Annotated in this window: 6 protein-coding genes; 1 reads left to right on the top strand and 5 read right to left on the bottom strand. The window is 66.5% G+C overall.

Annotated features, from left to right (window positions below; all coding sequences use genetic code 11):
• The 5 genes from LLH00_07950 to LLH00_07930 all read right to left on the bottom strand — a co-directional run.
• On the bottom strand, positions 1–384 hold a 384-nt coding region (locus tag LLH00_07950), incomplete at its 3' end, for a glycosyltransferase (GenBank protein ID MCE5271202.1).
• 5 nt (positions 385–389) lie between these two features.
• Positions 390–737 carry a tetratricopeptide repeat-containing protein gene (locus LLH00_07945; protein ID MCE5271201.1) on the bottom strand — a complete coding sequence of 116 codons (348 nt, stop codon included), beginning with the start codon at positions 735–737 and terminating at the stop codon, positions 390–392.
• Entirely contained in the window at positions 734–2,251 is a 1,518-nt protein-coding gene (locus tag LLH00_07940) for a DUF362 domain-containing protein (GenBank protein MCE5271200.1), read from the bottom strand. Before LLH00_07940 ends, LLH00_07945 begins: the two co-directional genes overlap by 4 nt.
• Positions 2,252–2,496: 245 nt before the next feature.
• Positions 2,497–3,564 carry a hypothetical protein gene (locus tag LLH00_07935; GenBank protein MCE5271199.1) on the bottom strand — a complete coding sequence of 356 codons (1,068 nt, stop codon included), beginning with the start codon at positions 3,562–3,564 and terminating at the stop codon, positions 2,497–2,499.
• 24 nt (positions 3,565–3,588) lie between these two features.
• On the bottom strand, positions 3,589–4,635 hold the full coding sequence (locus LLH00_07930; GenBank protein MCE5271198.1) for a Gfo/Idh/MocA family oxidoreductase: 1,047 nt from the start codon (positions 4,633–4,635) through the stop codon (positions 3,589–3,591).
• Between the two features lie 233 nt (positions 4,636–4,868).
• Between LLH00_07930 and LLH00_07925 the strand changes: the two genes are divergently transcribed.
• Complete coding sequence (locus LLH00_07925; protein MCE5271197.1) at positions 4,869–6,077, top strand: amidohydrolase family protein; 1,209 nt, start codon at positions 4,869–4,871, stop codon at positions 6,075–6,077.
• The last annotated feature ends 47 nt before the right edge of the window (positions 6,078–6,124 follow it).

The following is a 6,124-nucleotide window of genomic DNA, read 5'->3' as shown; positions in this document are numbered from 1 at the left end:
CAGCCGCCCGTAGAGCACGCGGTGCAGCCGGTATTTCTTGTTCCCGGCCGAGGCGATGTGCTTGTGCAGGATGAGCGCCGGGCGCAGCCGCGCCAGGGCGCAGGCCGCCTCGACCAGCAGGAGGTCGCGCGAAAGGTGAACCTGGATCACCTCCGGGTTTCGCCGACGCAGGATACGGCTCAGACGGACAATCGCCGCCGGGTCGAAATAGGGACCCGCGCGCAGCAGGTCATAGTCCAGGTCGGTGGATTCCAGGTGCTTCGCCAGCGGTGTGTTGACCTTGGCCAGCACGCTGACCGTGTGACCGCGCCTACGCTGGAGCTGGGCCGCCTCGGGCGGGTACATTTCGCGGCCGCCCCAGCCGCCCGCGGTTGTCAGGTGCATGAGCCTCAAGCGCTCTCCCCGTGCCGCTCGCCGCTGTCGTAGACCAGCTCCAGGGCGCGCAGGAAATATTCCTCCGCCTTCACGAAATCCGCCGCGCGACGGTACATCCGCCCGGCCGAGACGAGGGTCTCCACCGGCCCGGGGAGCTTGCCGGCCCAGTGACGGCCGATCTCGGCCAGCAGAGCCTCCATCTCGATGCTCTCGCGCCGCAGCCTCGCATGGGCGGTCTCGTAGAACGTGCCCCCCGAGGTCACGCCCTCGGGCCGCGCGCCCCAGCGGTGGAACTCCAGCACCATTCGCACCCGTTCGGCCAGTTCCGGGCTGAGCGTGCCGTATGCCGGCTGTCCGCTCATCGGCTCTCACCGGCGCGCGGCAGCTCCACCCGGCCGGCCCAGCTCTCCGGGGCCCGGAAATCCAGGCGTCCGGGCAGACTCTCCGGCTCACCCAGGCGGCGGTTGTCCCACTGCGGCTCGTTGGAGCGCAGCTCGATCTCATCCCAGTTATAGCTGACCAGCGGCAGGCTGTTGCCGCCCCGTGCCACCCGGAACCCCGCGCCGAGCATGGGGATGCGTCGCAGGTCCAGTCCGGCCAGGCTGGCGGCCACTGCATCCACGGCCAGGGGATTGGCCCCGGCCAGGAGAATGCCCTCGGTGCGGGGGCTGGGCCTGAGCGGGCCCTCGCCCTCACCGGCCACCACAGCATCCACCACCGCGAAATGGCTGCGCACCGGGGCCACCTCGAGAAGGCCCTCCTGGTCGCCGTAGAGCATGATCGTGATCAGGTCCAGGACCATACGCCAGAGCGTGTCGTTGCCGTACCAGCTCCCCTCCCAGACCGGACCGGCCCCGGTGCTGCGGGCCGCGGCCGCGATCAGGCGGCGAAGGTGCCAGAGAAGGTCATAGCCCAGCCCCGGCCGGGTGACTGCCAGTCTGTCACCAAGACTCATGGTCAGGTGTTTCAGCAGGCTCCGCCGCGGGTACTCGTCCCCGCCCTCGGCGGGGCTTCCCGCCCGGTGGTGCGGCAGCCAGTCCTTGTTGCCGTTGATTCCGACCAGGTTCTTGAGCGCGCAGGTGAGGCCGCCCTTGCGGTGGGTTTTCAGCTTGGGCAGGCTGATCAGCACATCCGAACCCAGCAGCGAATCCGGCACCAGGTACTCGTGGCGTATGGCATTGTGGTGTTCCCGCATCTGGCGCGGGTTGTAGTCGGTCACGCGGTAGCGACGCCAGTTTTCATCCAGCGGGGTGAGATAGCTGCGCAGGCCCAGGTTCACCGCCCGGTAGCCGCCGGGGTCGCCGGGCAGGACCCGCCGCTCGCGGATCAGGTCGCCGCGCTCGGCCACGATCAGGCTGCGGCGGAAATCGACCAGCTCCAGCTTGACCCTGGAGCGGGAGCGCCACCATTCGAGTAGGCTGTCGATCCCGCACTGGCTGCGCAGAACATCGAAATCCGCGGTCTGCATGGGCGAGTCACCCAGCACGATGCCGCCCTCGCCGTCCAGGGCGATCGCCACATAATCCAGGACCGCCCTTAGGAGCGAAGGATGGGTCAGCAGCGCCTCGGCGCCCGCCCCGCCGGGCAGGGCGTGACGGACCCAGTTGGGCTTGACCAGCACCCGGTCGCCGGGGCGGATCACCTCGCCCAGCGGGTTCCACTCTTTCCGCCCGAAACGCTCACTGTCCAGCCCCATGCTCCGGAACAGCCCGCGCAGCATGGCGTAGACCTGCCCGCTGCCGCGCGGGGAGTCCTCCCAGGCGAACGGGTACTCCGGGTAGCGCTCGGCGGGCCCGAACGGCGGAGCCGGGTCATAACCGGTCACGCTCCGGTCGCGGTAGATGCCTACTGTTTTCGAGGTCAGGGCTTCCAGCATGTCAGCGACTGTGTTTTAAGGTGAATTTCAGTCTGAAATTTTAACAACCCTTATATACAACCCACGGGCGAACACAAGGTTCGCCCCTACGGCAGGCCCAGGGCATCCGTGGCTGACACCCACCATCGCCAACGAGGACGGCCAGCACAGGGGCACGGCGCGCCTTGCCCCGCATTGAAAACTGATACTGCCATCCAAATCATACGTGCAGCCAACGCTTCCAACGAGCCGCGCCAGCCAGGCTTTCAGAATTTACCCAGCCCGCTCAGGTCCGGCGCTTTCAAGTCCGGCCGCGACAGGCAATCGGCCAACTGACACCACTCCGGCCAGAGATGGCCCGCATGCCACCGATGATCCCTGTCCCACCAGCCCGGGCAGTCATAGACCGCCCGCGAGACATAGGTGTAGCTTATCTCGCAGAAACAGGGCCCACCAGCCGGGTCGAACAGGAAATCATAGGCCATCGACTGGAACCCCAGCTCGCGTGAGGCGCGCAGGGCGATCTGCACACAGAGCGGGTCCACGCCCGCGGGGTCGTAGTCGATCCGCCCGCTGCCCGAGGCCCGGAAATCGCCGGGGCGCACGAGGCGACGGAAAGCGAACGCCCGTCCGCCGATCACCGTGACCCGCGTGTCCCACTCGTTCCCAGGCAGGAACCGCTGGAACAGGGCGTAGTTCTTCTGACAGACCCACCAGGGGGAGGCATCCAGGCCGCGCAGACGGCGCAGCATGTCGCCCCCGGCGCGGCGCAGCTCACGGTAGAGGTTGAAATGCGCCAGCCGCACCCCTCCCGGCAGGAACCCGCCCGGCAGTATCCCCCGGCCGAACATCCTCCGCACCAGGCGCTTGCCCTGGGCGGCATCCCGCACCAGCAGCACATTCTGCGAGCCCGCCCCCCCGGTGAGCTTGAACACCTGGGGGTATTCGGCCTCGCGCTCCAGCCAGCCCAGGGCCGCCCGGCGCTCCCAGAAAACGCGGGTATCCACCATCGGGAACCCGCGGGCCTGCATCAGGTACCACTGGCCGATCTTGTCGTCATAATGCCAGCAGGTGGCGCGGTCCGGGAAACATTTTACGCCCAGTTGCTCCTCGACAGCCGGGAGCAGACTTCGCACAAGCTGACGGTCATGGTCGTAGAGGCCCCAGCGCGCGATGAACAGGTCGAGGCCGCGCACACGCTCCAGCAGACTCGGGTCGCTGGGGCTCAGGCGCTCGCAGGCGATGCCGTTGTGCTCCAGGATCGTCTCATAGGCCTGGAGGGCCTTGAGATAGCGTCCGTTGGTGTCCCGGAATTCCAGTATGCCGACTTTCATCCCCGCTCCGCAAGTGTGCTTTCGTTAGAACGGCATGCACAGGGGTACATCCCCGGCCGAGCCGGGCCGCACCGGACGGCCCGTGGCCGCCGAGCGCTCGATCGCCTCCAGAAGCTCGTAGGTGGCCAGGGCGTGCCGGAAATCCAACATGGAGGGCGTGCCGCTCTCCACCGCGTCCAGGAAATCGGCCACCTCCTCGCCGAACGGGTGCCCGGCCACGTCCCAGTCATCCGGGTAGTGCGAGGGTATCTCCACGAAGCGGCTCACTCCAGGGAAAAACCCGGGCGAGTGGATGCCGTTCTGACGGATCGTGCCGCCGCTGCCGTTGACCTGAAGGTGGAACACGTAGGGCATGTTCGCCTCCAGGCCCACCCCCACCCGCGCGGTGGCCCCGTCCTCGTAGCGGATCAGGGCCTCGACATTGGGCGGATAGTCGAAATCCTGGCGCAGGAACGGGCCGCTCGCCACGGCGCTCACCCATTCGGCCTTGCGGGTCTCGCCCAGCAGGTGGCGCACCAGGTCCAGGGCGTGGATGCCGCCCATCAGCATGGCGCTGCCCGCGGTGTCCTTTTTCACTTTCCAGCCGCCCGAGAGCGCGTGCCAGTAATCCGCCTCGGCGTGGTAGACAGCACCCAGCGCCCCGCGCTCGATCAGGCCTTTGAGCGCGCGGATCGCCGGGTAATAGCGCACGATGTGCCCGGCGTGGGTGAGCACTCCGGCACGTCCGGCCTCCAGGGCCAGACGGCGCACCTCGTCCAGGCTGAGGGCCACCGGCTTTTCCACCAGCACGTGCTTGCCCGCGCGGATCGCGGCCAGCGCCTGCCCGTAGTGGAAACAGTTGATCGAGCAGACCGTGACCGCCTGCACCGCGCTCAGGGCCAGCGCGGCCTCGTAATCGTCCGTAATCACGCAGTCCAGGTTGAACCGTCTGGCATACTCCGCGGCCCGTGCTCTCTCGGAATCGCGCCCGGCCCAGATTGCCGCCACGTGGCTGCGGCTGTCGGCCTGGAAAGCCCGGATATGCTCACCCGCCACCCAGCCCGGCGCGGCCACCAGCACGCCCACCGACATACTCCGCCCCCTTTGGCTCAGTTTACGGCGAATAACGGATTCTGGCTCAGTAAATTAAGCCCGCCTGTCCCGGGGGGCAAGCCCAATCGGACATCCCCCCGCGGACCGGCCAATCCTTTAAGTTGCCTTTTATCCCCCTGCGTATTATTATGATACTTAATTGTCGTCCCCCCGACAGCGGTGTTCACGGGGGGCATGTTTCTGCCGTAACACATTGCGCGGGGAGATGAGAGGTGCTTAAAATCGAGGCGGCAAAGGACGACCGGACAGAGAAGGAAATACTGGAGGTCGAGGAGTTCTGGGGTGAGCAGGCGCCCAAATATCCGGGCTGGGAATGGGTCGAGGTCCCGGCCGAGACTCGGAAAAAGGTTTCGAGCTACCAGCGCATGGCGCGTCTTCAACTGGAGGCCCCGGCCATCGACTGGCGGGCCCCGGAAACCGCGCTGGGAGTGAAAGACGCGGTGGACGGGCACAGCCACCTGGCCGGCTATCCCTCCAGCCCGAAGCACATGGAAATGCTGGAACAGGTGCTGGACAGCGCCGGGATCAAATACATCATCAACCTCTCGCTGGAAGTCTACTGGGACGAGTACCTGCGCGAGGTCGAGGAAGGCTGGCTGAAAAGCCGTCTGGCCAAGCGTGTGGTCAACCTGACCACGTTCGACTGGAAGCTGGACGAGCCGGGCTGGGTCGAGAAAGCCTGCAAGTACCTGGATCGCGCCCGCAAGCTGAACGTGCGCGGGGTCAAGGTGCACAAGGCCCTGGGCGTGGATGTGCAGACCCACGGCAAGCGCGCCCGTCTGAACGACACCCGGATCAAGGAGCTGTTCGGCCACGCCGGCGACCTGGGCATGCCGATCTGGATCCACTACGGCGATCCCTGGATGTTCCTGATGCCCCTGGAGGGCAACGAGCGCCTGCGCGAGATCACCTGCTTCCCGGATTGGCACCTCTACGCCAAGAATTTCACCGACCGCGACGCCTGGCAGCTGCACGAGGACTTCTTCAATCTGGTGGAGTCCACGCCGCAGACCAACTATAACGCCGTGCATTTCGCCAACTATCCGTGGGACCGGATCGACGAGTATTTCCGGATCCTGGAACGGACTCCCAACCTGTACAGCGACATCAGCGGCCGCATGGCCGAGACCGGCCGGGGCAAATGGCTGGGGCATGAGCGCGACAACCGCACGGCCAAGACCCGCGAGCTGATCAACCGCATGCCGCACAAGGTGATCTGGGGCACGGACATGCTGCCCACGGACAAGCTGTACAAGGTCTGGTCGCTCTACCTGCGCACGACCAGGAAGGACATCGATTATACGTTCGCCAGCTTCTATCCCGGCCAGGGTGACTGGCTGGTTGACGGGCTCGGGCTGGAAAAGCCAGTGCTCGAGAAGTTCTGCCGCGACGTGGCCAAGGGGCTGCTCGGACTGGACTGAGCGCCTGGAGCGCTCACGGCGGGCCTGGCTTGTGCGACACCGCAATG

It is taken from the genome of bacterium (assembly GCA_021372515.1).
Taxonomy (GTDB): domain Bacteria; phylum Gemmatimonadota; class Glassbacteria; order GWA2-58-10; family GWA2-58-10; genus JAJFUG01.
Note: the sequence above shows the minus strand (reverse complement) of the source record. Positions and strands in the feature narration are given on the sequence as shown.